Source organism: Polynucleobacter sp. es-GGE-1 (assembly GCF_018882005.1).
Lineage (GTDB): Bacteria > Pseudomonadota > Gammaproteobacteria > Burkholderiales > Burkholderiaceae > Polynucleobacter.
The window spans coordinates 11,959-37,896 of the sequence record NZ_JACVPE010000001.1 but is presented as its reverse complement, the minus strand read 5'-3'; the positions used below and the strand labels follow the sequence as shown (position 1 = coordinate 37,896).

The 25,938-nt window shown below is 40.8% G+C and carries 27 protein-coding genes and 1 tRNA gene; 17 read left to right on the top strand and 11 right to left on the bottom strand.

Annotation, left to right across the window (positions count from 1 at the left end; translation table 11 throughout):
- Positions 1 to 102 precede the first annotated feature (102 nt).
- Complete coding sequence (locus ICN35_RS00230; protein WP_216123386.1) at positions 103 to 2,307, top strand: OsmC domain/YcaO domain-containing protein; 2,205 nt, start codon at positions 103 to 105, stop codon at positions 2,305 to 2,307.
- 404 nt (positions 2,308 to 2,711) lie between these two features.
- Here ICN35_RS00230 and ICN35_RS00225 read toward each other — a convergent pair whose 3' ends face one another.
- Positions 2,712 to 3,083 (bottom strand): hypothetical protein, encoded by a 372-nt coding sequence (locus ICN35_RS00225; protein WP_216123384.1) that lies wholly within the window; start codon positions 3,081 to 3,083, stop codon positions 2,712 to 2,714.
- 97 nt (positions 3,084 to 3,180) lie between these two features.
- Positions 3,181 to 3,618 carry a DUF6641 family protein gene (locus ICN35_RS00220; protein WP_216123383.1) on the bottom strand — a complete coding sequence of 146 codons (438 nt, stop codon included), beginning with the start codon at positions 3,616 to 3,618 and terminating at the stop codon, positions 3,181 to 3,183.
- A gap of 335 nt (positions 3,619 to 3,953) precedes the next feature.
- Between ICN35_RS00220 and ICN35_RS00215 the strand changes: the two genes are divergently transcribed.
- The 3 genes from ICN35_RS00215 (at position 3,954) to ICN35_RS00205 (ending at position 6,759) form a co-directional block, all read left to right on the top strand.
- Complete coding sequence (locus ICN35_RS00215) at positions 3,954 to 4,436, top strand: hypothetical protein (RefSeq protein ID WP_215290265.1); 483 nt, start codon at positions 3,954 to 3,956, stop codon at positions 4,434 to 4,436.
- A gap of 420 nt (positions 4,437 to 4,856) precedes the next feature.
- The gene (locus tag ICN35_RS00210; RefSeq protein WP_215303933.1) at positions 4,857 to 5,429 is read left to right on the top strand and encodes a site-specific integrase; all 573 of its coding nucleotides are present in this window, start codon (positions 4,857 to 4,859) and stop codon (positions 5,427 to 5,429) included.
- A 49-nt stretch (positions 5,430 to 5,478) separates the two neighbouring features.
- On the top strand, positions 5,479 to 6,759 hold the full coding sequence (locus tag ICN35_RS00205) for an integrase (RefSeq protein WP_216123381.1): 1,281 nt from the start codon (positions 5,479 to 5,481) through the stop codon (positions 6,757 to 6,759).
- A gap of 48 nt (positions 6,760 to 6,807) precedes the next feature.
- Here the strand turns inward: ICN35_RS00205 and ICN35_RS00200 are convergent, their stop codons facing one another.
- Positions 6,808 to 7,176 (bottom strand): hypothetical protein, encoded by a 369-nt coding sequence (locus tag ICN35_RS00200; RefSeq protein WP_216123379.1) that lies wholly within the window; start codon positions 7,174 to 7,176, stop codon positions 6,808 to 6,810.
- A 198-nt stretch (positions 7,177 to 7,374) separates the two neighbouring features.
- Between ICN35_RS00200 and ICN35_RS00195 the strand changes: the two genes are divergently transcribed.
- Positions 7,375 to 7,929, top strand: coding sequence for a porin family protein (locus ICN35_RS00195; protein ID WP_216123376.1), 555 nt, complete (start codon positions 7,375 to 7,377; stop codon positions 7,927 to 7,929).
- Positions 7,930 to 7,993: 64 nt separating this feature from the next.
- The gene (locus ICN35_RS00190) at positions 7,994 to 8,479 is read left to right on the top strand and encodes a hypothetical protein (protein ID WP_216123374.1); all 486 of its coding nucleotides are present in this window, start codon (positions 7,994 to 7,996) and stop codon (positions 8,477 to 8,479) included.
- A gap of 100 nt (positions 8,480 to 8,579) precedes the next feature.
- On the opposite strand, the gene ICN35_RS00185 is transcribed toward ICN35_RS00190, so the two are convergent.
- On the bottom strand, positions 8,580 to 9,275 hold the full coding sequence (locus tag ICN35_RS00185) for an AAA family ATPase (RefSeq protein WP_216123372.1): 696 nt from the start codon (positions 9,273 to 9,275) through the stop codon (positions 8,580 to 8,582).
- A 66-nt stretch (positions 9,276 to 9,341) separates the two neighbouring features.
- Positions 9,342 to 10,157, bottom strand: a complete 816-nt coding sequence (locus ICN35_RS00180; protein ID WP_216123370.1) for a hypothetical protein — start codon at positions 10,155 to 10,157, stop codon at positions 9,342 to 9,344.
- 137 nt (positions 10,158 to 10,294) lie between these two features.
- On the opposite strand from ICN35_RS00180, the gene ICN35_RS00175 reads away from it, so the two are divergent.
- From ICN35_RS00175 to ICN35_RS00150, 6 genes are all read left to right on the top strand, one after another.
- Entirely contained in the window at positions 10,295 to 11,026 is a 732-nt protein-coding gene (locus ICN35_RS00175) for a hypothetical protein (protein ID WP_216123368.1), read from the top strand.
- 208 nt (positions 11,027 to 11,234) lie between these two features.
- Positions 11,235 to 11,310, top strand: a tRNA-Phe gene (locus tag ICN35_RS00170).
- 214 nt (positions 11,311 to 11,524) lie between these two features.
- On the top strand, positions 11,525 to 11,977 hold the full coding sequence (locus ICN35_RS00165; protein WP_255535632.1) for an HIT family protein: 453 nt from the start codon (positions 11,525 to 11,527) through the stop codon (positions 11,975 to 11,977).
- Positions 11,978 to 12,982, top strand: coding sequence for an HNH endonuclease domain-containing protein (locus tag ICN35_RS11455; RefSeq protein ID WP_216123366.1), 1,005 nt, complete (start codon positions 11,978 to 11,980; stop codon positions 12,980 to 12,982).
- Positions 12,983 to 13,025: 43 nt separating this feature from the next.
- The gene (locus tag ICN35_RS00155; RefSeq protein ID WP_216123364.1) at positions 13,026 to 15,011 is read left to right on the top strand and encodes a DUF2075 domain-containing protein; all 1,986 of its coding nucleotides are present in this window, start codon (positions 13,026 to 13,028) and stop codon (positions 15,009 to 15,011) included.
- Between the two features lie 3 nt (positions 15,012 to 15,014).
- Positions 15,015 to 16,889, top strand: coding sequence for a DUF2075 domain-containing protein (locus tag ICN35_RS00150; protein ID WP_216123362.1), 1,875 nt, complete (start codon positions 15,015 to 15,017; stop codon positions 16,887 to 16,889).
- Here the strand turns inward: ICN35_RS00150 and ICN35_RS00145 are convergent.
- On the bottom strand, positions 16,886 to 17,215 hold the full coding sequence (locus tag ICN35_RS00145) for a nucleotide pyrophosphohydrolase (RefSeq protein ID WP_216860780.1): 330 nt from the start codon (positions 17,213 to 17,215) through the stop codon (positions 16,886 to 16,888). The genes ICN35_RS00150 and ICN35_RS00145 overlap by 4 nt on opposite strands.
- A gap of 109 nt (positions 17,216 to 17,324) precedes the next feature.
- On the opposite strand from ICN35_RS00145, the gene ICN35_RS00140 reads away from it, so the two are divergent.
- Positions 17,325 to 18,599, top strand: a complete 1,275-nt coding sequence (locus ICN35_RS00140) for a tyrosine-type recombinase/integrase (protein WP_216123360.1) — start codon at positions 17,325 to 17,327, stop codon at positions 18,597 to 18,599.
- Positions 18,600 to 18,632: 33 nt separating this feature from the next.
- On the opposite strand, the gene ICN35_RS00135 is transcribed toward ICN35_RS00140, so the two are convergent.
- Positions 18,633 to 19,337, bottom strand: coding sequence for an AAA family ATPase (locus tag ICN35_RS00135; RefSeq protein ID WP_216123359.1), 705 nt, complete (start codon positions 19,335 to 19,337; stop codon positions 18,633 to 18,635).
- Positions 19,338 to 19,351: 14 nt separating this feature from the next.
- Positions 19,352 to 20,179 (bottom strand): hypothetical protein, encoded by an 828-nt coding sequence (locus ICN35_RS00130; RefSeq protein ID WP_216123358.1) that lies wholly within the window; start codon positions 20,177 to 20,179, stop codon positions 19,352 to 19,354.
- Positions 20,180 to 20,308: 129 nt separating this feature from the next.
- Here ICN35_RS00130 and ICN35_RS00125 point away from each other — a divergent pair, with 129 nt between their 5' ends.
- Positions 20,309 to 21,061, top strand: coding sequence for a hypothetical protein (locus tag ICN35_RS00125; protein WP_216123357.1), 753 nt, complete (start codon positions 20,309 to 20,311; stop codon positions 21,059 to 21,061).
- Between the two features lie 5 nt (positions 21,062 to 21,066).
- Here ICN35_RS00125 and ICN35_RS00120 read toward each other — a convergent pair whose 3' ends face one another.
- Complete coding sequence (locus tag ICN35_RS00120) at positions 21,067 to 21,633, bottom strand: site-specific integrase (protein WP_216123355.1); 567 nt, start codon at positions 21,631 to 21,633, stop codon at positions 21,067 to 21,069.
- A 995-nt stretch (positions 21,634 to 22,628) separates the two neighbouring features.
- Between ICN35_RS00120 and ICN35_RS00115 the strand changes: the two genes are divergently transcribed.
- The 3 genes from ICN35_RS00115 to ICN35_RS00105 all read left to right on the top strand — a co-directional run bounded on the left by ICN35_RS00115 (position 22,629) and on the right by ICN35_RS00105 (position 24,511).
- Positions 22,629 to 23,066: a DUF6641 family protein gene (locus ICN35_RS00115; RefSeq protein WP_216123353.1), complete on the top strand. Its 438-nt coding sequence runs from the start codon at positions 22,629 to 22,631 to the stop codon at positions 23,064 to 23,066.
- 269 nt (positions 23,067 to 23,335) lie between these two features.
- The gene (locus ICN35_RS00110; protein ID WP_216123351.1) at positions 23,336 to 23,800 is read left to right on the top strand and encodes a hypothetical protein; all 465 of its coding nucleotides are present in this window, start codon (positions 23,336 to 23,338) and stop codon (positions 23,798 to 23,800) included.
- 282 nt (positions 23,801 to 24,082) lie between these two features.
- Positions 24,083 to 24,511 (top strand): hypothetical protein, encoded by a 429-nt coding sequence (locus ICN35_RS00105; protein WP_216123349.1) that lies wholly within the window; start codon positions 24,083 to 24,085, stop codon positions 24,509 to 24,511.
- Between the two features lie 81 nt (positions 24,512 to 24,592).
- On the opposite strand, the gene ICN35_RS00100 is transcribed toward ICN35_RS00105, so the two are convergent.
- Both ICN35_RS00100 and ICN35_RS00095 read right to left on the bottom strand, forming a co-directional pair.
- Positions 24,593 to 25,285, bottom strand: coding sequence for a hypothetical protein (locus ICN35_RS00100; protein WP_216123347.1), 693 nt, complete (start codon positions 25,283 to 25,285; stop codon positions 24,593 to 24,595).
- On the bottom strand, positions 25,282 to 25,716 hold the full coding sequence (locus tag ICN35_RS00095) for a hypothetical protein (protein WP_216123345.1): 435 nt from the start codon (positions 25,714 to 25,716) through the stop codon (positions 25,282 to 25,284). Before ICN35_RS00095 ends, ICN35_RS00100 begins: the two co-directional genes overlap by 4 nt.
- Positions 25,717 to 25,938 lie beyond the last annotated feature (222 nt).

The window sequence follows — 25,938 nt, the reverse complement described above, 5'->3', positions numbered from 1 at the left end:
ATTTGCCGTAAGCACTTGGTAATTATTTTTGCATGTACGTTTGTTTAAAGCTAAGGCCGTGCTCACCCCAGTCAGTGATATATCTTATTCGGAATCATTCCTATGGAAATTAAAGTCAACTTTCTCGACAAGTTTCGCCTTGAAGCTAAGTTCGATGACTTCACCGTGATTGCCGATCAATCGATAAGGTATAAGGGTGATGGTTCAGCTCCTGGACCATTCGATTATTTTCTGGCTTCATCGGCCCTATGCGCTGCTTATTTTGTGAAGCTGTACTGCGACACCCGAAAGATCTCTACCGAAAATATTCGTCTCTCACAAAATAATATTGTCGATCCTGAAAATCGCTATCAGCAGATTTTCAGGATCCAGGTTGAGTTACCAGAAGATATTTCTGCCAATGACCGCCAAGGTATTTTGCGCTCCATTGAGAGATGTACTGTTAAAAGAGTGGTGCAAGCCGGTCCAGAGTTTGTCATAGAAGAAGTTAAAAACTTGGATGCCGATGCGCAGACCTTGTTGACATTAAAGCCAGCTGCCGATGCAAAAACTTTTATTGCTGGCAAGGATCTACCGCTAGAGCAAACCATTGCCAATATGTCTGGTGTGTTAGCAAACCTTGGAATCAAGATTGAAATTGCTTCATGGCGCAACATTATTCCAAACGTCTGGTCCTTACATATACGCGATGCACATTCGCCGATGTGTTTTACCAACGGGAAGGGATCAACAAAAGAAAGCGCTTTGGCTTCTGCTTTAGGAGAATACCTCGAGCGATTAAGCAACAACCATTTTTATGCTGGCGCATACTGGGGAGAGGATATCGCCAATAGAGCATTTGTGCATTATCCAAATGAGCGCTGGTTTCAACCGGGTGGCGATGATGCATTACCAACAGAAATTTTGGATGAATATTGCCTAGAAATTTTTAATCCTGACGGTGAGTTGCGTGGTTCACATTTAATGGATACGAATTCAGGTAATGCAGAGCGCGGTATTTGTTCGTTACCTTATGTACGTCAATCTGATGGCAAGACTATTTATTTTCCATCGAACCTGATTGAAAATCTTTATGTCAGCAATGGCATGAGTGCTGGCAACACCCTCGCTGAGGCCCAAGTACAGTGCCTATCAGAGATTTTCGAGCGTGCAGTTAAACGTGAAATTCTAGAAGGTGAAATTGCTCTACCCGATGTGCCGCAGGAAGTGCTGGCTAAGTATCCCGGTATTTTGGAAGGGATTCGAGGATTAGAAGAGCAGGGCTTTCCAGTGTTGATAAAGGATGCCTCACTTGGCGGAGTTTATCCAGTGATGTGCGTGACCTTAATGAATCCGCGAACAGGGGGCGTATTTGCTTCCTTCGGAGCGCACCCGCGTTTAGAGATCGCATTGGAGCGAAGCTTAACGGAATTGCTCCAGGGTCGAAGCTTAGAGGGTCTCAATGATTTGCCCCCACCCACTTTTTCAAGCGAAGCGGTGACTGAACCTAATAACTTTGTTGAACACTTTATTGATTCCAGCGGCATAGTGTCATGGCGTTTTTTTAGCGCAAAGTCAGATTACGAATTTGTTGAATGGGATTTCTCGGGGCGGGGTGAGAGCTCTAATGCTGAGGAGGCTGCGGCCTTGTTTGGCATCCTCAAGGATATGAATAAAGAGGCTTACGTTGCGGTATACGACGAACTAGGCGCGATAGCCTGCAGAATATTGGTCCCAGGTTATTCGGAGGTTTATCCAATTGAAGATCTGGTTTGGGATAACACGAACAAGGCCTTGTTATTTCGCGCTGATATTTTGAATCTACACACATTAGATAACGCTAGACTGGGTGCATTACTTGAGCGTCTAGAAAATAACGAGCTAGATGAGTATGGCGACATTGCAACATTAATTGGCATTGAGTTTGATGAAAATACAACTTGGGGCCAGTTAACAGTTCTGGAGTTGAAGTTGTTAATTCATCTTGCATTAAAGCAATTTGATGAAGCGCATGATCTGGTGGGCGCCTTCCTTCAATACAACGACAACACAGTTGAGCGCAAATTGTTCTATCAGGCCTTAAATGCAGTTCTAGAGATTCTGCTAGATGATGATTTGCAGCTTGATGACTACGAAGTCAACTTCCGCCGTATGTTTGGCAATGAGCTGATGGACGCGGTAATGGGTTCTGTAGATGGCACACTGCGTTTTTACGGCCTGACCCCAACCAGTGCAAAACTCGAGGGACTTGACCGGCACCACCGCTTGATCGACAGCTATAGGAAATTACATGCTGCCCGCTCCAAGGCTTTAACTACAGCTAGTTAAGTCCAGCAAGCCCATTTTTTCAGGCTAAAACACACTTTCATTTATAATTCCAGTCTTGGCCTGGTAGCTCAGTCGGTAGAGCAGAGGATTGAAAAGCATCCTGTAAGACGGCAGAGCCATATATAATAAGGCTTTGCGGGCGATTAGAGTTTGGTAAGTTACAAAGTTTGCTAAACAAAATCACAGAATATTTTTACAGTCGTTAAAAATTTCTTCACATAAAAAGTAGCGTAGCAAAACGTAATTACGTATTTCAAAACGTGTGACGTTGCCAACGCTTAACCATTTTTGCTATGCCTGTCGTCAGTGTCACCAATATTTTTTTATACAGCCATATTCACCACTAATACTCCGTCTTTTGGCGCATAAACGCACTTCAGCGAAGTGACGTGTTGAAACGACACTTACTTGTTGTCAAACTTTTGCTGCGCTACGTTACGCAACGCCAGCACTTTATCTGTTTCAGTTGGTTGGGCTTGCTGCTTTAAGGCGGACTGGGTATAGCGATTAGCAAGCGCATTCATTTTGCGCTGCTGTACGTTGTGGAGTTTTTGCGGAAGGGTTGGTGGCTTAGCTTGTGGGGGTGGTGCTTTTTGTTGTGGGGGTTGGGCAGAGGCTGGTGAGGGTATCGCTTTATTAGGCGGGGGTATGGGTTTAGGTTGGGAGGGTTGGTTGGGTTGGGCTTGTGGCGCAGCAAACTTACTGGCAAAGAATTGGTTTAGCAGTTGTAGCAATTCATTCTTATCCTCGTCCTTCATAAATTCATTCATACGCATAGCACTTTTCCTTTTATGTATTTATTGGAAATGCTTACGTAGTCGTGTTGAAACGACAGCAAGTGGGTGCTACGCATACGGCAGCACCCTTACCCGCTTAATGCTTAAACGCAGCAGCTACAGCGCCACTAACTTGCTCTAACTGCGTGTCCAATTCACCCGCTTCTACAGCCCCCTTAATAATTTCTAATGTAGGCACAAGCTCTGTTGTTGTGCCAACTTCTACTGTGCTTTTGCCTTTTGTAATTTCAATTAGCTTTGCGCCATAACGTACGTTTAAGCACAGCTTGCCGTTAGCCGCTACAAACCACCATTGCCGTACACGCTTATGTAATTCCACGTTTCTACTTGTGCCGTCTTCATTGCGTAAAGTTTTATGACGTACAACGCTAAACGTAGTGCCGCTTTGTTGTGCTTTAGCTAACTGAATTTGCTCCCATACTTTTTTAGCCAGCTTATTACGGCGTAGTTGTACGGCAGGCATTGCTGTTGGACGTTTAGTGCTGCTAAGTTTTAAGTTACCAATTGCGCTCATATCTTTCTCCTTTTGTTAATGAGTGTTTGTAAGTTAATTTCACTCATCACAAATGGACAACCTATTTCACCAAAATACCTAATAACCACGTATTTCTAAGCCAGATTTATTACTGTTTTATTTGGTTTAGATAAATAAAAGTGCGAGTTGCTTTGGAGTTGCTATTGGTTGCCAGTTACGTAGTGACACAAAGAAACAAGTTACTTGTTACAAGTAACTGCTGTTACTCGTAATGTGACTTAGTGACGGCAACAGAGACAAGTAACTTCTTCTTTTGGCATCGCCACTTCTGTAACTAAGAAGCAACAGCGCAACAACAGAAAAAGGAAAATGAAATGACAACAACAGAAATAGCAGTACGCCTATACAACAACCCAAAGTTTGGTACGACATATGGCAAAGGGCAATATCACAACGCAATAATGAATGGCACAGTGGACTTACATAAACAAAGCATTAAGTACCTAATTGACTTAGTGCCACACGCCAATTGGGAAGCAAGCATTAAGACAGATAACGATATGGAGTTATTGGCTTACGCAGAAGAGTGCTATGAGCAAGTGGGCATTAAAACAGAGGCGCAGCGCAAAGACTTAGCGTGTAGTTGGATTAAACGATTTGACAATAATTTATTGAAGCCTCGTGTTATTGGCTTTGCTTTAATGAATTTGAATACTGGTGACTTTAAGTTATTGGTATTGGACGAGGAGAAAGACGTAAAGCTACAAGAGCGCCTAACAGTGAAAAGTTGTAGGGACGCAAGTAGTGGGCAGCGCAGTCCTAACTTATTTGCCAGCAATTACGACTTAGCTGCTTAGCGTAGTAAGCAATGGGGGGTGAGTAAAAAAGTGGTGGGGTTGATAAAAAACAGAAGTTAAAAAATCCGCAGCGCAGAAATTTAAGTGCTGCGTACCCATTTCGCAGCTTACTCACCTCAAATCCCCCGTATACGCTGTCAATTTGGTGGAGTACATAGCAGCACAGCAGAGAACCGCTTAAATAGCTTGTAGCGCTTGCTGCGATGTTAACAGACAGATAACAGCAAGCCGTAGTCTAAAAGCCACAAAGCAAGTGAAAAGAAGTAAAAAAGAAAACCAAATAGAACAGTGAATGTATTTGGTTTTTTATGTAAGTCATTGAAAAAGCTGAAAGAGCACCACTTACAACAAGCGGTTGCTCTTTCTAAACAACAGAAATTACGCTTATACACAGTTATTTATTGATTAAGGAGACTGTGTATGAAACAAGCAAAGACACTTAGCCAGCAAGAAGTGCGCCGTGTTTTGGATTACGTTGCTACCCGTAAACACGCACTACGCAATAGGGCAATGATTTTGACAACATTTTTATGTGGCGTACGTGTAGGCGAACTGGCACAGCTACGGGTAGAGGATGTTGTTGGGGCAGACGGCACCATTAAGACAGAAGTACATTTAGATAAAGAGCGCACTAAACACCAACACGCACGTACTGTGTTTATTAACGAGCGTTTACGTAAAGAGTTGGCCACTTACGTTGCTACGCTTACTGTTCGCAGTCCACAGCAGCCATTATTTGGTACGCAAAAGAATAGAGAGCGTGGCTTTACGCCTAATACAGCAGCGCAGCACTTTCTAACAATGTACAGAGGTGCTGGCATAGACGGCGCAAGCAGTCACAGTGGCAGACGTACGTTTATTACGTCATTAGCAAATAAGGGTGTGGGAGTGCGGGTATTAATGAGTTTGGCAGGACACCAGTCAATGAGCACCACACAGTCATATATAGACGTTAACGCAGAATTAATGCGTAAAGCAGTGGAGTTGGCGTAATGAGTGTACTTAATAGTCGTTTTGACACGACTACGCATATGGGGCTGTAATGCGTACACGCCGTAAACAGACGCAGCTACTATTTCCCATACCAGCAAAGCCAATAGTCAATTGGGAGTTTGTCACCAAGTTAAACAGTAAAGAAAATACCAACATCATTTATTTGCGTGACGGGGAAGTGGTTTTATATAAACACGCACGTAGCAATGTATGGCAGGTGCGCTTTAAGTTATTTGACAGGCAGTGGCACAGGCACTCAACTAAACACTACAACCTACAGTTTGCCCGGCAAGTCGCTTGTGAAATGTATGACGAGGCGCGATTTAAGGAGCGAATTGGTGTGCCCGTAGTTAGCCGTCGTTTTGATACTGTGGCTAATCGCTGCTTACAAGACATTGACAGAGAAATACAAGCGGGCATTAAGGCGCACACTAATAAAGACTACAAGCGTGTCATTAACAAATATCTTATTCCATTTTTTGGTAGTTATATGGTTGATAACATTAGCGAGCAAGTAGTAAGTGAGTATGAGCAGTGGCGTAACAATGAAATGGGCATTACGCCAAAAGCCAGCACACTAATGACACACGCCAGTGCGTACAGCAGAGTAATTAAGTCAGCCATACAGCGTGGCTGGGTAAGTGCTAATAGTCCTATTGCGTTTTTGAATAGAAGAGGTAGAGCCAGCACACCACGTGCGGGCTTTACACGTGAAGAGGTACACAAGCTATTGGAGTACTTGCCTGAATTTTCTAACGGCGGACACACGGAATTGGCACGTGATATGCGTAAGCTGCTGCGTGACTATGTAGAGATATTGATAGCAACGGGTATGCGCTGCGGCAAAGAGAGTATGAATTTACAGTGGAAGCACGTGGACTGGTATGACGAAGCAGCTACTGGCAAAAGATACTTATGCTTGTATGTGAATGGCAAAACAGGCGGCAGACAGTTAATAGTTAGAAACTTTGGCATTGCCGCTTTTGAGCGTTTGGCTATTAGACAGAAAGACTTAATTGCTAAAAACTTAAATGAAGCAATTAAGCGTAGAACAACAATTAGGGTATTTAGACTTAGTGACGGCACACAGCCCAAAAGTCTACATACAACGTTCAGGTGGTTACTTCACTTTGCTCACTTAACGTATGACACTAAAACAAAGCAGCAAAGAACCTTATATAGCCTGCGTCACGCATACGCTACGTTAGCGTTAATGGACGACGCAATAGATATACATACATTAGCGAGGCAAATGGGTACAAGCGTAGGGATGTTAGAAAAGCACTACAGCAAGCTAACGGCAACTATGGCAGCAGAAAAGCTGGCTTAATGAATGTAATTAGTCGTTTTGACACGACTGTATGAAAAAGTGGCTAAGCTAAAGACGTGCTGAAATGCTGAGGGGGGGGGTATTTAAAATCGCTTTTGCGTTATTAGCATAGTTAACTACAGAGCCAATAAATTTTTCTGTTGGCTCAATATACTTAATGCGCTTATCTTTTTCGTCTTGCTTGTGTACAACGTAGCCGTCATTTAATAAGCGGTTGTAGTGCTCTCTTACAGCTGAATAGGAATGAGGCAATGAAGAAAATAACTGCTTAACGGAAAGTGGCTGACGCTCCCCACATTGAATTGCTATTAACAATATTAAGTCGTAGGCGACTAAGCTGTCACTCATTGGCAAACTCTGTTTGCTACAGTTGCGTAACGCTACCAAATATTTAATAACGTTAATTTCTTGTTCCATAAAACAACACCCTTAGTAAGCTATTTTTATTTCTTATTTCTATAACTGTATGTTTTATAGAAATTAAAAACAACTTAAAACAACATTGAAAAACAATGTTGAAATATAACGTTGTTTTAGCTATCTAAAGGTAATTGCCCGTTTATAACTAAAACTCTATAAATGCCAAAGTTGTTATTAAACATAGAGGGCAATTAAATGAAAAAGAATTTATTAGTAGCATCACTTTTATCTGTGGCGGCAACTGGCGCAATGGCGCAAGCTCAAGCTAACAAAGAAACAGGTTTTTATGCTGAATTAGGTTTGGCACAAGCCTATTACAAAGAAAGTAATGCTAATTTTAATAACGCAATGGGCGAGATTAAAGCTGGCTACAACATTAATAAATATATCGCTGCTGAAGTAATGGCTGCTGGTAACTTAAACTCAGCAAACTTTAACAGTGGAAGCACCAGTATTAACGCAAAAGTAAGTAGCGCTTATGGTGGCTACGCTAAGTTTTCTCTTCCTGTAAATGATGATTTCTCACTATTTGTAAGAGCTGGTGTTACAAGTGCCACTGTTAGTGCTACAGCAACTAATGGCGGACGTTACGCAAGTGCTTGGTCTACTGGTTCAGATTTTTCTTATGGCGCTGGCGCACAATTCAACTTCACAAAAGACGTATATGGACAAGTTGACTATATGAGCTACTACAACAAAAACAATATTACTGTTCAGGCGCCCTCTATTAGCGTTGGCTATAAGTTTTAAGTTTGTTAATAAATCTCCATACAAAGCCACTTTCATTAGTGGCTTTTTTAATTAACGGAAATAAATGATGAAAAAAATAATTACATTAGTAATGTTTGTAATAGGCGCACTTCAATTATCCGGCTGTAGTGTTATATCTACAGTGGCTACAGGCAATAGAATGGAAGCCGCAAGGACAGCAAATGCTGGTAAACAACTTATTCCAAAGGATGGCGGAACCTACTTAATTCCCGTTGGGACAGAAACAGTTTCATATTTAGGTTCTGGCGATACGGATTTCAAAATTAACAATACAGCATTTACGCAGCCTAAGGGGACATACTCTGTAGTAAAGGTAGTGCCAGGTGTTTATAACGTATATGGAAATAAGCGTGTAATGGGTGGCGGAGAAGCATCAGCGCCAGTTACTGTGAAAGCAAGCGAAGTAATTTGCTTGTCAGAATTTAATCCAATATCAGGCCCAGCAAGAATAGATACTTATAAGGGTGATGCGTGTGACCCTATTATTCGCGCCTTAACAAATCAAAATGTTATTGGTAAGATTGACTAATAGGTTACAAATATAGCTTAAGGAATGTCAATATAAAAAAGCCCGCTAACTACGGCGGGCTTTTTCTTGTCGTGTTAAAACGACTGCGTATACAACGGCACTACGCTGCTAACTTTAAGTCCCATTTATTAGCCCTATATTGCTGTACAACTAACTTACGTGCCGCATTGAGTATGCGTCTTGCGCTGCCGTTACAGTAGCTAATAATTTCTAGTATGTCGCCGTCTGTCACACCAGTGACGTTGTAGTCAGCCAATATGCGCTTAACTACAGGCAGCCACTCAATATCAGCAGCAGCATTAAACTCCACACGCTCACACCTATCCTGTACGCCATTTTCAATAAGCGCAAGTCTATTAGTAGTAAAGATATACACGCACTGATTTGTATTTGTATTCATTGCTACTTTTAAGGACGACATTGACTCAGCACGTAAGTTATCCACTTCGTCCAAAATAAAGTAGTGGTACGTGCCCATTAATGGAATAAGTTGCGCTTGTGACTTAATGCTTTCAATTACGCTTGCGCCGTTGTCCCCACCCTGTGCTATTTTGTAATAGGTAACATACGGACTGCTACCGCCACGTGCTGCTTCTATTAAGTCTGGCAATATCTTTGCTAAAGCAGTTTTGCCAGTCCCATTAACACCGTATAGCAATATGCCGTTAATGCCGCCAGTTGGAAAGCCCATTAAGCCACTAACAATGTCTTCTACAGTCTGTTTTGCGTTAACGCTGTGAAACACAATGTCATTAAGCGTTTTTGGGCTGTACTTTTCTTCAAAATCATTAAACATACACTTCTCCTTATTTGTAATAAAAAAGGGCAACGCTGTTACACGTTGCCCCATAGTTTTCGTTAATTAAGCTGCTACGTTAGCAATAGCGTCATTTAGCTGTGCGTCATTACTTGCCACGCTACGCTCTGCCACTTGTTTTTTAATGCCGTCTTTGTTTGCGCTGTAGTAAGCAGCTAAAGCAGCATTTACAGCCGTAGTGCTATTAGTTACAGCGTTAATAGCAAACTTGCCGTTAGCTTGCTGTGTAGCTACAAACACTACTTGCTGTCCAATACACGCAGCGTCCACTTGCTTAGCAATAGCTTCGCTGCTAACTTCAGCTAATACAGCACTTGCTACAGTAGTTTTAGCCACTTCAGCTTTTTGCATTGCGGACAGCGCATTGCCGTTTTTAGCTAAGCGTATTTCTTCTACGCCGCCGTTATTTCTAATAAAGTCAGCAATATCTGCGCTTTTAACTTGTTTAACGTTAGCAGTACGCAAAACAATGCTGTACGCACTTACACGTCGTCTGTCTGCGCCAAACACGCATTTAACAATTTTGTGTAGTGTGTGTGACTTTTTATTCACTGCTACGTTGTGTAGCGTCATATAGTCGTCCAATTGCGTACGCAGCGTTTTAGCGTTCTCAGTTGCTTCGCACATTTCTTCATACTTAGCGTAGCATTTAGCCAAAATTGCGTACAGCAAGTCATTACTGTTCTTAAACGCATTGTCTGCCCATACTTCTTGCTCGTTTTTAAGCAATTCAATAAAAGACAGCGAATCAGTTGTTAACATTGCTTTAGCGTTGTCGTTTGTAAACGACTCTGCGTTAGCGGTTACAACAGCGTTGTTAGCAATAGTGTTTACAGCAGTAGTTACAGTAGTTTGTGTCATTTTTAATGCCTTTCAATTTAAGTTAGATTTATGATTAGTGTTAATAAAAATTCCTTACTAACCATATGTAATATCATACAGAAGTAGACGTATTTTGTAGATGGCAAACCAATTAATAACTATTTGGATGTTAATAAATGAAGGTACATTTTTCAGCGCAGCACCCCACTTTTGGTACTAAGCACAAGCCAAAGTCACCCACATACCAACAGCGCAGTCCGTACTATTGGTGGTGGGCTTTTTTACGCTTAAATGAGGACTACATTAAGTGTTGTGAATTAGGCGGTAAGGGCAAGTTGGCAGAGTTATATAAAGACTTTGGCGACGTTAGGGGTGACAGTTTTAAGGACTGGTGGAAAGAGAGAGGCGTTTCGCTGTTTGCGGAAAAGCCATTGCCACAAAGCCTCACAAAGCTAACTAACAAAATAGAGTGGGACGATACGTGGGGTGACAGCGTAATGGTTGTAGCTGTGCCAATGAGTATGAGTAAACGCTATATCTACAGTAAGTTTATGGACTTAGTTAAAAAGCACCACACAGCAGAAAGAGGGCGTACGGCAGAGCAGTGGGCTAAAAGCACAGCCAAATACCCCATTAACCGCAACCACACAATAGATAACTTACGCACAACGTTTACTGTGTATGAAGCGTACGTTGCTAATAGCCAGTTACCAAAAGCGGAGAAGTTAACTGTGTGGCAGTTGGGCGATAAGTTGCGGGTAGTTAAATCAGCAGAAAAGTCCAAATATGGAGAAGAAGGACGTACGGAAATTGAGAGGCGCAATATATTGGCTGCGTCTGTCAGCCGTTACGTTAAGCAAGCCAAACAAATCATTGCTGCTACAGCAGAGGGCAAATTCCCCGCATAAAGAGTCGTTTTGAAACGTCACCTACGTAAACCAAACGTTTTACGGCGTTTTTAACAACGTGCGGTGTGCTACGTGTACGCAAGCTACTTTTAGGCAGATTTTGGTATGGTAGTTAGGTAGTTTTAAGCACAATGACAGACAGAATTAGTCTACAGCCCGCAAATTAGGCTCTGGTTTAACAGTTTGCGTATAATAAACACTCTTAAATGGCCTGGTAGCTCAGTCGGTAGAGCAGAGGATTGAAAATCCTTGTGTCGGTGGTTCGATTCCGCCCCGGGCCACCAAGATTCTATAGTGGCACCAAAGTAGTAGATGGTGCGACTACCTTAGCCCAGCGTGGCTATCTTTCTAAGAGCGCTAACTCTAGGTTCAGGATGCCAAATCCTATCCTACCGTTTCTGCTATTCAAGTGGTCGTGCTCGGGGTACCCCTCGCAGAAACTGTCCTTTAAAAGGACATTTACTTAATTGTTAGTAAGCGTCGATTAAATCGACGCTCATGTCGTTAAATGCAGAAATTTCACTAAAAAGTGTCAAAATAGTTCCAATACTTAATGAAATTAATAAATTGGAAATGGCTATGGCTTGTCTTTTTTGTGAGATGACTGAAGATCGGATAATTGATCGCAATGACTTGGCTTACGCCATAAGAGATGGCTTTCCAGTAACGCCCCTACATACCCTAATAATTCCCAAGCGCCATGCTGTGGATTACTTTGATTTAACCAAAGAAGAACTTCTAGCTTGTGACGAGCTATTGAAGAAAATCAAACAAGATATACAAGCAGAAGATGCCTCTGTTGATGGATTCAATATTGGTATGAATGCAGGACCTTCAGCAGGCCAAACGGTGTTTCATTGCCATACCCATTTAATTCCCCGAAGAACTGGTGATGTTGAGAACCCTCGCGGTGGAGTAAGGCACACAATTCCAGGCAAAGGGTTTTACTAAGTGGTCTCAGATAGCTTCATTAGCAAAGAACCAAACTTAGAAGATTATTGGCGTGGAATTATTCTATTTGGTCGGAATGTAGCCAGTTACAAGTTTGCTCTAGCAAAGTCATTATTAGATATTAAGGCTGAGTCTGGTCAGTTGATTAAATTAACAGATCTTGCGCCCCATTTTGCGGGACATATAGCAGAACACCTCAGGCACTCACCTAAACAAGCAACTTCAGCCAGTAGCAAGTTTCTAGATGCTTGCAAATCCTACGCTATCGATTCTAACGATAAAGAAAAATTAGTGGATCAGACAGTAAGGCTTGGATTTAATAATGTAATAGATGCTTTTCATATCGTTGGCTCGGGCGAGGTACCAAAGAGGTTTTATATAGATGAGCGATCTACAAATCAAGGTATTCGCATTACTGATGAATTCTCAAAGTTACTTGAAGGCTATCAGTCAGTAAACCTTTTATCTGAGGTGGAGTCTAGGTGGCGCCTAGTAGAGACAGCATGGGAATTGGGCATCTCAAAAAGCCTTCTAACAATCCAACATAGTATTGATGACAATGAGTTGTTTGCAATAGATAAGTTGAAAAAGAGAAAGGCTGTGACCAGCTCAAGAAGTGCACTTAATGGTTATCAAAAGGGTAAATGTTTTTATTGCCGAGTAAATATTAGGGTAGACACAGCAGATGACGTAGATGTTGATCATTTTTTCCCACACAAGCTCAAGCAGGCTGGATTATTTCAAGTTGATGGAGTTTGGAATTTGGTTTTGGCTTGTAAGGCATGCAATCGAGGCGATAAAGGTAAGTTTGATAAGTTGCCCAAGATTAGGTATCTAAGTTGGTTGTTTGAAAGAAATGAGTACTTAATTGGCAGTCATCATCCGCTAAGGGAAACTTTAATTCAACAAACCGGTTTATCAATAAGCGACCGAAGGGCATATTTGAATGATTTTTATGAAAAAGCCAAAACGGTCATTTTTCATAGTTGGAGCCCGTTAGATTGATATATCCTTCAAAAGGATATATCAAACATGCCAAAATGTATAAATGAACTTATCTAATAGATTTGCATACAAAGCAAAAGTAAATCAATTTCTTGTTAGTCAAGAAGATGAGATATTGGGCCAGTTAACAAATCAGCATAAATTCAGACAACTAGAGCAACAGCAAATTAACGCTTGGCGCCGCCAAATTAGAGAGTTAAAGCAGACTTTGGCAAGATTTCCAGATGCAACCTTATTGCTTGAGTTTGAGATACCTAGAATTGGAAAACGTGTAGATGCAATTCTGATATTGAATGGTCCAATCTTGGTTTTGGAATATAAAGTAGGTGCGAAAACTTATGATGCAACTTCAATAGATCAAGCCTACGACTACGCCCTAGACCTAAAGAACTTTCATAAAGCCAGCCATCATTTAACTATTGTTCCGGTTCTGATTGCTACAGATGCACCAAGCAAAAGCCCTAATTTAGAGATTGGCGTTGATGGGATAGCAAGCCCCTTATTGGCTAATTCTGACAATCTATTAACCGTTCTAAATCTTCTTTCTACTGCTCTTCCAAAAGTAGGATTAGATGCAGATGCATGGATAAACTCTACCTACCATCCAACACCAACGATTGTAGAAGCCGCTCAGGCTTTGTATAAAGGCCATAAGGTAGAAGAAATATCTAGATCTGATGCTGGTGCAGTAAATCTTACAAACACCTGTAGCCATGTATCAAGAGTCATTGATGACGCTAAAGTTAGCAATAAAAAGGTAATTTGCCTAATTACGGGTACAGCTGGTGCTGGAAAAAGTTTGGCTGGTTTGAATATTGCCACAGAGCGTATGCGCTATCTAGAAAATGAACATGCTGTTTTCTTATCCGGCAATGGACCATTGGTAGCTGTACTACGAGAGGCTTTAGTGCAAGATCAATTGGCTGAGAATGATTTGTTACCAAAAGACGTAAGAATAAAGAGAAAGCCGGCTGAGCAAAAGGCATCAGCATTTATTCAAAATATTCATCATTTTCGTGATGATAATTTAGCTTCGAATGAGGCGCCGGTTGAAAAAGTGGTAATTTTTGACGAAGCACAAAGAGCGTGGAATAAAGAGCAGACATCTTCTTTTATGAAACGTAAGCGTGGGCAAGATAACTTTTCCATGTCTGAACCTGACTTCCTGCTATCCGTAATGAATCGCCACAAAGACTGGTGTGTAGTTGTGTGTTTGATTGGTGGCGGGCAGGAGATTAATACTGGGGAGGCCGGTATTACAGAGTGGATTACAGCCCTAAAAGAAAACTATCAGGATTGGGAAATACATTTTTCCGATGAAATCTTTAAATCGGATTACGCATTAAGTAGAGAATGGCTGGAAGACCAAGGGCCACTCAAACTGCACATTGAGCCTGATCTTAACCTCTCTGTTTCATTGCGTTCGTTTAGAGCCGAGAAACTATCCGCATTTATAAGTGCAGTCATTTCAGGCGATGCGATTAGGGCAAGAGAAATTAAAGAGCATCTAACTAACTATCCAATTTATCTAACTCGTGATTTAGAGAAGGCAAAAGATCAATTGAGGCAGTGGGCTCGAGGAAGCGAGCGTATTGGATTGGTTGCTTCATCTAACGCAATTCGATTAAAGCCATCTGGCATCTTTGTTAAAGGCGAAATAGATCCAACACTATGGTTTTTGAAAGGTAAATCTGATATTCGTTCTTCGCATTATTTAGAAGATGTTGCTACAGAATTTGATGTGCAGGGATTAGAGATTGATTGGGTTGGTGTATGTTGGGATGCGAACTTTAGAGTTGAAGATGGCAAATGGATCACCTATAACTTCTCTGGCTCAAAATGGCAGTCAGTTCATGATCTTGAAAAACAAAAGTACATCGCAAACTCTTATCGCGTATTACTAACTCGCGGTAGACAAGGGATAGTTATCTTTGTTCCAGATGGTAATGATGCTGATCCAACAAGAAAAAAGACTTTTTACGATCAAACTTATGATTTTTTAAAGATTTGTGGGATAGGTGAAATTTAAAAAATGATCATCTACCAATCCAATAAAGAACGATTTATAAAAGATCTAATCTCAAATGAAATACACGAGATCATTGAGGCAACTTATAAGCTCAAGACAGGACATAGGGTTGCTAAAAACGAGTTAAGGTCTTGGCAAGAGTCCATGCGATTTATGGGCGCAGTTATGGAAGATGAAGAAATCCCAAGTGATGCTGGCGTAAGTATTGAGTATTCAATCCCGCAAACATCCAAAAGAATTGACTTCATACTAACTGGTCAAGATCAGGCAAATAATGATCAAGTTGTAATTATTGAATTAAAACAATGGGAGTCTGCTGAACTAACAGATAAAGACGCTATTGTTAAAACAAGATTCCAGCATGGATTGGCTGAGACAAGCCATCCTTCCTATCAGGCATGGTCGTACAGTGAATTGCTAAATCAATTGAATGAAACAGTCTATACAGACAATATTCATCTTGCACCTTGCGCCTACCTTCATAACTATATTGAAGATGATGTAATCAAAAACATTTTTTATCAACCCTATATTGAGAGAGCACCAGTATTTCTTAAAGGTAAAGATGAAAAAGAAAAGTTAAAGACATTTATCAAAAGTTTTGTGAAGTATGGTGATAAGTCTAATTTAATGTTCCGTATAGAGAATGGGAAAATTAAGCCATCTAAGACCCTAGCCGATAGTCTTGCAAGGATGATTGCAGGCAATCCTGAATTCATCATGCTCGATGAGCAAAAGTTAGTTTATGAAACTGCTATTAAGTTAGCGAAAGAATCTTCTCCTACCAATAAAAATGTTCTGATTGTTCAGGGTGGGCCTGGAACGGGAAAGTCAGTCGTGGCAGTTAATCTGTTAGTAAACATTATTCAACAGCTGAGATTAGTTGCTCAATACATTACTAAAAATGCGGCGCCAAGAGCTGTATATGAAGCGAAGTTGACTGGGTCAATGAGGAAGTCTGCTATTTCAAACCTATTTACTGGCTCAGGATCATTTCATTCATTGGAGCCCAATGCATTTGATGTTCTAGTTGTTGATGAAGCGCATCGACTGAATGAAAAGTCCGGAATGTTTAAAAATATCGGCGAAAACCAAGTTAAAGAAATTATTAAATCTAGTAAGTTGGCCATCTTCTTTATTGATGAAGATCAGCAAGTAACATTTAGTGATATTGGCAGCAAAGAAGAAATTGAAAAGTGGGCCAATTTAGAAAATGCTACAGTCCACAATATGGCATTAGAGTCACAGTTTAGATGTAATGGTTCTGATGGTTATCTAGCTTGGCTAGATGATGTTTTGGATATTAGGGAGACGGCAAACAAGACATTAGATGGGCTTGAGTATGATTTTCAAGTTTTATCCAATCCTAATGATCTAAAAGAATTGATCTTTAATAAAAATAAGATTAACAATAAAGCAAGAATTGTTGCGGGCTATTGTTGGAATTGGATTAGTAGGGCTGATAAATCGGCATTCGATATTAGTCTTCCAAATTTCGACTTTGGAATGCAGTGGAATCTAGATACAGATGGATCTTTATGGATACAAGCCCCTAACTCAGTATCAGAAGTGGGCTGTATTCATACCTGCCAAGGTTTAGAGGTAGATTATGTTGGTGTGATCATTGGTGACGATCTGATTGTGCGTAACGGTGAAGTAATTACGAATCCCAACGCAAGAGCTAAGACTGATAAATCCATTAGTGGATTTAAGAAACTATTGAAGACGAATCCAGACTTGGCAAATAAGAAGGCTGATGGAATTATTAGAAATACCTATAGGACTTTGATGACTCGTGGAATGAAGGGATGCTATGTCTTTTGTACTGATCCTGAAACCCAGGCATATTTTCAAGATAGGCTAAGAGCTAAGAATTAAATCTCGTTGTATTTCTTTGCGCTACCTTTAGCTTTATCAACTGGATATTTGAGACTATTAGCTTCAATCTTGGCAGAGACTATTTCAGCAACATCTAGCCCACATTCATTAGCAAGTAGGAAGGCATAGGCTAGAACATCAGCCAATTCCTCTTTAATTTTATCTTTAGAGGCTTCTTCAGAAGATTTCCAAAGAAATGCTTCAAGTAGTTCTGCTGATTCAATAGAGAGTGCAACAGCAAGATCTTTCGGATTATGAAATTGCTTCCAATCACGAGCATCTCTAAAAGCAATAAGTTTTTGAGTTAATTCGGAGATTTCAGACATAAGGTAATGCTACTACAGTTTAAGTGTCGATTTAATCGACGCTCATCGGTTGTCCAAACAAAAGTCTGAAAATAAAATAGCTATATGACAACAGCATGCCGCCTACAAAGTGACTAAGGTAATCAAGGTACCTGAAAGTCATCTAGAAGTAATCTCCTCACCACTCCAAGAATCCCAGCCCACAGCCCTAAGCCAGCTCAAATACGCCGAGCCCACAGAGCTTTATCTGCGTGATGGTGAGGTAGTGATCCACCGCAGACCCGGAAGCCCCTTATGGCATTGCCGTTTTAGATTGCAAGATGGCTCATGGCATCGTCAGACCACCCGCCAAGCCAGTATTGAACACGCTGTACGAATGGCTTGCGATCTTTACGATGAAACCAGATTTCGCCAAAGACTGGGGCTTGCACAAAAGTCGCCCACGTTTGCAGAAATTGCGCACGCCACTCTCTACTCAATGCGGCAAGACTTGGATGTGGGTATAGGCAAGAGTGTGTACGGTAGCTATATCACCTGTATTGAGAAATATTTTCTGCCTTACTTTCAGGATAAAAGACTAGAAGAAATAACTTATACAGATGTGCATGAGTTTGAAGTTTGGCGAAATAGGCAAATGAATAAAGTACCCAGAGCCAGCACCCTAATGAACTTTGCCAGTGCATGGACCAAGTTACAGCTTGTAGCTATTAGCAAAGGCTGGATCAGTGAGCGAGTGGCTATTCCCAAACTCACAGCTAGAGGGCAAAAAGGTAAAACCCGCCCAGCATTCACAAGAGAAGAGATTGATCGCTTATTGGAGTTTATGGAGCCATGGATCAAGCAAGGCAGACTAGAGATTGAGCATGAGACTCGACCTTTATTACGTGACTATATTGAAATGCTTTTATATACAGGCATGCGTCATGGTACTGAGGCACTCAATATCTGCTGGAACAATATTGAGTGGCACACGCAGGGAGATAAGAAATACCTACGTATTTGGGTGAATGGCAAGACAGGAGGGCGTTGGCTCATTGCCAAACATAAGGCAGTAGATGTTCTCAAGCGATTACACAGTAGGCAACGAGCCGTATGGGATATTCCCTTTGATCGTCTATTTGAGACAAGAGCACCAGAGCGCATCTTTGTTTTTGCCAATGGTCATCAGCCTATGCGGATTGATGGGGCATTCAAACGATTGATGCGTGATAGTGGTTTGGGGCTTAGTCACGATGGGCAAATGCGAACACTCTATTCACTTAGACATACCTACGCTACCTTAGAGCTACTTGAGAACAAGACTGATATTCACACTCTATCCAAGCAGATGGGTAATAGTGCCGCCATGATTGATCGTCATTACAGCAAGTTGACGGCAACAATGGCTGCAGATAGATTGGCGTAAAAAAAAGACCCACTGGCCTTGTGGGTCTTTTAGTTACATCATGATTACTTCTTTGGTCTCTTGTTGTCGTAAGTAACATTCTCTAAATAGCCGATCTAGTAGTTGGTAATAAGATCGGTTATCAGGACTTTGCTCATACGTAGCTTCAAGAGCTTCAAGTAATGCATCATCATCTATATTTGCACCTTCTTTGGCCATGATTCTCTTTGCGTGAGTAAAGAAAACTTCTGGCTTGCAAGCTGGCACTTCCAAGATTTCACAACGACTTCTGATGCCTTTATCAATTCTGGCAACCTCATTTGTTGTGATAATTGTTAAGTCAGTGCCTTGAAACTTGTCTAGTGCAACCCGAAATGCATTGCGCCCTTTTATGAGGGCATTCATTTCTTCAACGATGTAATAGTTATACCGCTGCCCATTGGTTGTGAACAAAAGATCAAATTGCTTATTCTTCGTTAACAATCTATCGACTTCGTTGTCACTATTAAGTGCGTAAGACTTAATGTAAGTCACAACCACTCGATCCATTTGTTCTATTGCTTGAGGAATGAGTCTTGCAAGCAATGACTTGCCAGTCCCATTTCTGCCGCAAAGAATTAACGGACGTGTGACCTCTCCACTTGCGTATGCAGTAACAACCTTTTTCACATAGTCATTAGGAAAAATGATGTCACCCAAATACTTAGGGGAGTACTTAAGCTCACTATTTAAAAAACGACCGTAATTACTCGTAAACATAGCGTTACTCCTAATTAGGCGATAACAGCATTAACTTGCTTTAAGGTCATCGTAGATAAGGCTTTGCTTGATGCCATGTCCTTTTTGTCTACTTTGCTATCTTCCTCGGCACTGTTCTCATCTTCAAGTAAAGCCTTAGCAAGCTCTTTAATTGCAGAGCTTTCAAGTGCTTTAGTCGTAGTGGGAACTGTACGCAGTAGCTCAAGCTTCTTACCAGAGCCAATACGTGCAATGACAAACGCATAGTTGCAATCGTCGCTTAAATGGACGCTTGAATCAGGCATTTGTACTTCTTCTGTCGGATCCATTGTCTCCAGTTCAGCTTTGATAGCATCAATTGCACTGGCTAAGGCTTGCTCTTTAGCAATAGTTTCTAGACTCTTGCTAAAGTCTTTCTTGCACTCTTCAACTCCGCCTTTGCCCTCAACAAAGTCTGCCAATGCATCTGGTTTGACGTTTGCTTTGATGGCCGCCATTAACGTACGGGTGTAGTTGTAGGCACGCTTACGGTCACTGTTAAAAACATAGCGAACAAATACAGTAATCGCAGGAGAATTAACTTGTACCTTAATGCTGCGTACAGCTAATGCCGCCTTCATTTGGCTTAAGGTTTGCTTTAAGCAATCTATGTCTTTGCTAGCCTCAAGATATAGGCCGTGCACTTTACCCAAGATCCCATAAAGCTCTTTATTACTTCTAGCTAACGTTACTGTTTCATACTGCTCGCGTTCCTTAACCAGCGCATCAGCACGTTTAATTACTGATTCTGTGGTTGGGGCTACGGTTGCCTTAATGATGATGCTTTCTTTCTTTGCTACGGTTACTTCGTTAGTTGTTTGCATGATTTATTACCTTTCAATTTATGGTTGCTTGTTAAGAAATTTAACCGCTTGCCATAAGTTAGATACTAAGGCCGTATGACACTTTTTCTGATACACTAAAAGACATCTAGTTATTTAAAAGTTAAGAAAATGAAAGTAAGATTTCTCGCTGATGCGCCAAACTTCGGAACAAAGAACAAGCCCGCAAAAATATCACTACAAACTAGAAGCCCTTACTACTGGTGGTGGGTATATTTGCGTCGTAATGAGGACTACTTAAAGTGCTGTGAAAAAGGCGGCAAGGGAAAGCTCGCCAAACTGTATAAAGATTTTGGAGATGTGCGAGAAGAAAACTTCAAGAAATGGTGGAAGGAAAAAGGAGTCGAACTGTTTTCTGAAAAGCATGTGTCAGAAGGGGGTGATATGGTACTAATGGAGTTAGCAGATAAATCTCAATGGAATGAGTCATGGACAGACGACAAGGTACTTGTTATTGCGTTACCGCTGACATCTAGCAAAAGATATTTACAAAGTCGATTTAATGCTTTGCTAAACAAGAGGCACACAATTAAAAGAGGGCGTCAGTACAAAACATTCGCGGAAAGTTCGGCTAAGTATCCGCTTGCTAAGAATTACACCATTAGGAATCTTGAAACCACATTGGCGGTGTATGACGAATATTTAAAGCACAAAGGACAAATACCTAAAGTGCCATATTGGAAGATTGGTGAGAATCTAACTCTTGTGCCAAAGGCTATGACTTCACCAAAATTAACTCCAAATGAAAATTACGATAGAAAAAACACAATGGCGGCTTCTGTATTACGTTATGTAAGAAGTGCCGAGAAGATGATTGAAAATGTCGCACAGGGTAAGTTCCCTGTATCAACAAAAGTCGTTTAAAACGACTAAACCAATTCCACTGCGGCTTTTAATTGGGTTGGGCTTGAGTAAAGATAACTGGCGGTAGTGCTGATGTTCCTATGCCCCGCGAGGGATTTGAGAATATGTATAGCAGTTCCCTTATTCGCTAGTCCAGTTAGAAAGCTTCTTCTGCCACTATGGCTACTTGCGCCATCTAGTGAACAAGCACGATATAGATAGAAGAAGTACTGAGCTAATGAATTAGCAGAGAACCCAGCTTGTTTTTGGGTATAGAACAAAGGCTTGCTGGCATCCCTAATGCGAAGTACACGCAAGTACTGGCTTATCTCCTTACGCATACGTTCATTTAGGTAAACAGTACGGGCATGCTTTCCTTTGGTTTGCTCGGGCATTAAGCGCACTTCATCCTTAATTGTGTTGTCGCTGTTTAAAACGTCGTTTATGCGTAGGGCGGCAACTTCACCTACTCGCATACCCGCGTAGTGCGTAAGTAGCAACATAGCGCGATTACGAGCGCTGTGCCTACGTGTAGCAACATGGTCTAAAACTCGGCGTAGTTCTTGTGGATTTAAAACTCTTGCTTGTGACATACGTTCTCCTCAAAATATATTAAATACAGAGCTACAGTATGTTTTCTTATGTTTGGTGAGAGCAACCGAAAATGGCTAAGAAAGAACCTTCCACAATTCAAAGACTTAGCTAATTTCATAATCTTTTACACATTAGATTATGTTTTCGTGGCATTTTCGCAACGATATTTCATGAAGTATTTATAAGCCCTACAAGCTATTTGATTTTGGACTCAGCCACCCAAGTAAGCGATAGCTCCTAATCACCGCTTATACGACGGATTTATGCTGAATGGGTTTACAGCTATTAAATTTCTACGCTACGAAAAATTAATGGATAGCTGAAACTTTTCGGGTGGTGATTTTCTACCTATACCCCCTTAGTAGTAAGCGAGCTAACACTCGCTTGTGATTTCGCTTTTCGCTCATCACATTTCTTTCTTCTTAAATTGTTTGTATTGGCTTTCTCCAGATTCAACCTACACTGAGCCTTAAGCAACAGGCTCAGTAATAGGAAAGGACTTTCTCCGAGTTCTTTACTACTCCACTTAGGGCACAACCAAATTGGTAAGGGCGGTTTCGCTATCTCCTTTTAAGTGCGGCTGTAAAACGCAACAATGACATAAGCATTAAGTGGCTACCGATGTCGTGTTCGCAAGTTGCTGTGTAAGCAGGGCTTGCTCGTGATCTTTTAATCTTTGAGCTGAAATATTTCTTGTATCAATTAGTAAGCAACTCTAATGGCGTCCTGTAAAGGATAGTGATACTAAGTCTCTGCTACTGCCCAGAATTTCCATGACTGCGACTCTAAGTCCAGCTTTAGGGTGACATAACGACTGAGTGTCACTGCTCTTGTTTCAGTAGTAATTTATAAAGTTATTTAGCGAAATCTAATAAAAGAAGACTAGATCTGGCTGAAATTTATTAGATCTCTGTGGCTTTTGGCAAAAAGAGGTTGTCCAATCAAAACTTCTGACAATAAATTAAGTGTGCCCATTAACTTATAGGAGAAAAAGATGAGCACATTAAACAGTTTGAAAATGGTTAATTCAAAAAAACCAACAAGTATTCCACCAGTACTGCACCGCCGTAATAAATTAGCAAACAAAGTATGGGAACAGCTCCAGCTAGCTAAAGCCAATAAAGATGGCGGAACTTTTACTGTTAAGAAATTTAAGACAGTTAAGGACAGCGATGGCGCACGTAAAAACATTGAACATGAAAAGCGTATTCGTCAGTGGTGGTTCATTGCCGCGGATGGCAAGGTTTGCTTAAACGTTCGCTATGGTGCCAAGATCATTGAATTTGCTAAGGGCAAAACTGCTGTTGAAGTGAATTCAGCAGACGAGCTAATTAAAGCATTAGAGATTATTAAGGTCGCCGTAGAAGCTGGGGAATTAGATGCCCAGATTGAAGCAGCCAGTGGCGCAGTACGTGCTGGCTTTAGACGATAAAACTAGGGGTGCCATGCTTGGCACCCTATAGTCGGGGCGAGCTAGCTCCGACGATCTAGCGAAGCACAAGACGTCTACACCAGCCCTAGCTAGGGCGTTTTTGGTGTAACGGCGTCAATGAAATTTCTCGCCTGCTGGCGGGATTAGAAATGAGTTGGGTGCTGAAGCCCACTTCGCAGAGGCGAGCCACATGGCCGAGAGCCGAATGCGACATGATTAACTTTGAGGGTTTGAATACTTCTCGCTAAATATATGAAAAGTAGATAACAATGAAACTTGATGAAATCATCACTGCTGATGAGAAGATGAAACTAGCCAGGCTGATATTTAATAATACATTTAATCAGCTGGCTAATGAATTACCTCAATCACCAAGGCCTGTACCTAAGTCTATAGCAAAACCAATTACCACAAAAATAAAGCCTCGAGCACTAAAACGAGCGCCAATGGCACCTCCACCTAAACCGTTGCCTAAAGCAAAACCAATACCAAAAACGCCAACGCAAATAAAACACCAACAGCACAAACATCAACATGACTTTGCTCAGACCGTCAAAAAGACATTTGATAGGGATAATGTGAAGTTGCCCAGGTCCCTACAGCCATTAACGAGGAATATTATTAGCCCCATTGGCGGGGGTGATCCTGAGTTAAACAAAAAGCTGGATCTGGTTAGAAAAGACTATGAACTTCAAAACCGCGATAACGAATCAAAACCGTGGTTTCCTGAGTGATCTATTGGCTATTTAATTAAGGGTTTTGATTTACTAGACAGACATAGTTTAAATGGATGCTGTCAGACGGCTAAGCACCGCATGATTGTAAGTGTCGATTAAATCGACGCTCATTGATAGCCCTGAAAGGTAGATATATTCAATCAGATGCTAAATTAATAATCATAAATGTTGAAGAAAATGATGGAATTAGAATAGCATTTTATTTCCATAAAAAATATATTATGATATTAATAACGTCCATAAAATTTTTAAAGATTCAATAATTTAGGAGCTTGATTTATGAAGTGCATTCTTCAATTCACATATTTGGTAATTGCGCTTTCAGTAACAAATGTTTTTAGTCAAGATCTTGAGTCTTCGTATAAAAGAAATCGGGATGCTCAGACTTTTGAGGCGCAAGTAAAAGCAAAAGCAAAAACTCAAGGCATGCAATTTGACTGCCCCTACATCGGCCTACTTACTTTTGTAGATGGGTTTGTATTTGTGGGAAATGCAGATAATCTAAATTCTCTGGGTAACTATAAAATAAAAGGAAAAGGTAGCATCAGTTTTAGTTACTCCCAATATGATTGGGGAGACGGCACCACAATGAACGTAATTGTAGAGCTTAATACAAATACAAAAGTGCTATACAAAGTTTATAAATATGCAAATCCTTCTCGCGCTAATCCTGGAATAATGGATACTCAATGCGAGCAAAAGAGATAGTTCTTTACGGTAGTAGTTGCTTGGCGATATGAATCTGAATTTTAAACAAGACATTATCAATTTATATATTTTATAAGAGTGCTACATAAACCCATTTGCCGGAAAAAACATAGTAATAGTCCCGTTACTATCAAATTCCCATGCTAGATAATCAATGCTTCCCTTTGGGGTGTAGAGGGTAACAAAACAAGCCGATCCCATAACATAGGAGCCAACAATCTCAGTTCGAACAATCTCTATCGTTCTTGGGTTGACCTGAAGATCACGACTTAGTCCTTCTAGCGCCTGTACTGTTGCCTTTGGGCGACCTTTACAAACCCTTTTTAGATGCTCGATACGAGCTGTTTTTTCCCGATTCAATTCATTTTGCTTGGCTTGTTGTTCTTTAGCTGCCTTTGCTTCCTTCTCTTGCTTAGCTATCTCTTCTTGACGCTTTTTTTCAACCCACTTCGATGGATCCAAACATCTTCTGCTAACACCAGCTTCGTTAGATTTCTGTGGATACGGTGGATCAGCATACCCCTCATGCTCAGCATCGCCACCATAAGTATCGCAAAGACATTGAATCCCAAACTGTTTAAAATTAGGATTAATTCTTTCTTGGCAGTTATTGGGCTTGAAACCAAGCGCTGGATAGGCGGGATAACTGAAGACTTTATAGCCGGGCTGAAGTGGTGACTGTGCGTTTGCCACAGAGACCAATAGGAAGGCAAAACATAGATTAAAAATCAAGTTTAAGTTTTTAAAATTACGTTCCCATAAATAAGAAATCATTTACAAACCTTCAGCATAGATTTGTAGGGTTCTTGATCAAAGTATTTTTTTTCAAGCGATACCCATTTGACCTCTTTTTCAGATAGAGGTTTCTCATACGAAACTATGCCGCCTTGCATATTCTGATTTAGAAACTTCTGACCATCCACCACAGAAACAAATTTATCGGTACAGCGTAATCTCATGACTACTGACTCAGAAGAATAAAGATCGCTTTTATCTTTGATTGGAAGATCTGAAGGCCTTATTTTTTGCGGTGAGGCATAGTTCTCAAGCAAAGATGTGTAGATAACTCCTTGAACATTATCTAGTTTTGTATTGAAATAAAGAGCGCTTCTATCACCATCTTTTTCAACTAATTGGTATTGAGCAAATGCATTAGAAGAGCTAATAGCAAATAGGGCAAAAGCAAGATGAGCTAAAATTTTCATGATCTCTAATCCGTTTAAATTTTTATAAGTATAAGTTCAAATATTTTTTTAAACATTGATTTCGAAGCTAGAAGGACGCCCTTTTAAGATTTTCACTTAATCCATTTTTCAAATGACGGTTATGTTTTTGTCGTTTAAAACGACATTGCGAGTAACTATGGTGGATGACTGACGCATTTTGGCTTTACTGTTTGCGCACAGTTTCAACACGCTATCGTAACT